Source organism: Algoriphagus boritolerans DSM 17298 = JCM 18970 (assembly GCF_900108085.1).
GTDB classification, from domain to species: domain Bacteria; phylum Bacteroidota; class Bacteroidia; order Cytophagales; family Cyclobacteriaceae; genus Algoriphagus; species Algoriphagus boritolerans.
On the sequence record NZ_FNVR01000072.1, the window covers coordinates 1 to 1,697 of the forward strand.

Consider the following 1,697-nt stretch of genomic DNA (forward strand, 5'->3'; position numbering starts at 1 on the left):
GATTTTACATTATCAAAGGATAGAATTAAGCCTCGACTAATTGCTCTATTCCAATAGGCCTTTTCGTCTAAAAGAAGTAGGGTCTTTTCGAAGTTGCCATGATCAAGTAATAAATGCAACTTTCTTGTAAGATAATAATTTCTCTTTAGGAGTTAGGTATTTGAATTTTCGAACAGGCCTGTTGTTGATTTTTTGTTCTATATCTGCGATGGTTTTGTCAGAGATTTCATTCAGGTCAGTTCCTTTAGGAAGGAATGCTCTGATCAATCCTATTCGGTTTTCGACAGTTCCTTTGACCTGAGAGGTGTAAGGTCTAGTGAAGAAAGTTTTGATTCCATATTTGTCTCTTATTTGATGGTGCAGGGCAAAAGCCATATCGTTGTCAAAGGTGCAGGTTTTGATCCAGCTGGGGCCGATCCACTCAATTCGCTGTTCGATTTTGGCCTTTACCAGCTCCGCTTCCTTTGAAGGCAAGAAGTCCATTGTGGTAATCAGAGTGGCTCTATCGGTCATGACCAATAAGGCAGACTGGTGGTTTTTACCCATCATGAGATCTACTTCTATGTCTCCTAATCGTTCCCTTTTTTGAACGATGTCAGGTCTTTGGTCGATCGGTACCCGTTCTTTGATAACGCCCCTATTTTGTCTGTAATTGCCTCTTTTCTGTTTTCGCTTGCCATGTCTGAGATGTTTGTACAAGCCTCTGTCCTGAATCAAATTCGAATGACGGCTCTTCTTAGCCTTCCAAATCCAATCATAAATAGTTTCATGAGACACCCCTTGTTGACCTTCTTTCTCCCATTGAGCCGCTATGAGTTCCGGGCTGAGTTTGTCCTGTTCCAGCCACATTCTGGCTTGTTGTTTCAGTGCTTCAGTGAATCGGATTTTCTTTCGTTTCAACCGATGACGTTCAAGAGTCCGATCTATAGCAATCTTGGCTGAATACACTTTGCCATGAGGTCCACGCTTTCCGGTATTCCGCTTGAGTTCTCTGCTCACGGTGCTTTTGTGAACCCCAATGAGACTGGCTATCTCTACTTGCTTGGGTTCCGGCTTTGTTTAAAATTTCGATTTGATACCTTTGTTCTGGAGATGATTGAATTTCTGCATGACAACACTAATAATTTAGTTATTCAGCCTAAGGAAAGGAAGCATAGGCTTCCTTTCCTTAAACCTTTAGTGTTGCATTAGTTACTTGAATCTGGGTTTTGTTTCCTTCAATCTTAAAAAGTGTGTCTTTTAAAATATTCTCATTTGTAAGTACGGGCTTATAAAACAATACTTCATCCTTTATTTCAGATATGTAGTGTTGAAAAAAATATGCTCCAACACTTTTATCATGTAGTAAAACACTTCTAATCGAAAGGCTATCCTTAACCGTAAAGGAATCACTAAGCTTATACAGTAGAGAGATATTCATGAAGCCTAAATCGTTTGGAATCCCATTTTTGTCAGAGAAAACTAATAATTCTCCTTTTACAAACTCCAAATGAGTTAATGCAAATGGGAATTTCTTTTCCTCTAAAAAAGAAAAATCACTCGAATAAATTAATAATTTGTACATTGAGGCAATGTAAATTTGGCCGGAATCATTATTTATTTCTACTGTCGTCCGAGAACGCGAGAGTCCAAAATAATTTAATCTTGGAATAGTACCAAAATGAAAGATGGGAAGCTTTTTGGAGCTGTCCCATCTT

General features: G+C 38.7%; 1 protein-coding gene and 1 pseudogene. Both read right to left on the reverse strand.

Annotated features, from left to right (window positions below):
- Positions 1–102 precede the first annotated feature (102 nt).
- Positions 103–1,110 (reverse strand): annotated as a pseudogene (locus C4S61_RS21580) (IS30 family transposase).
- A 58-nt stretch (positions 1,111–1,168) separates the two neighbouring features.
- A partial coding sequence (locus tag C4S61_RS21585; RefSeq protein WP_235010169.1) for a hypothetical protein occupies positions 1,169–1,697 on the reverse strand: 529 nt, incomplete at its 5' end.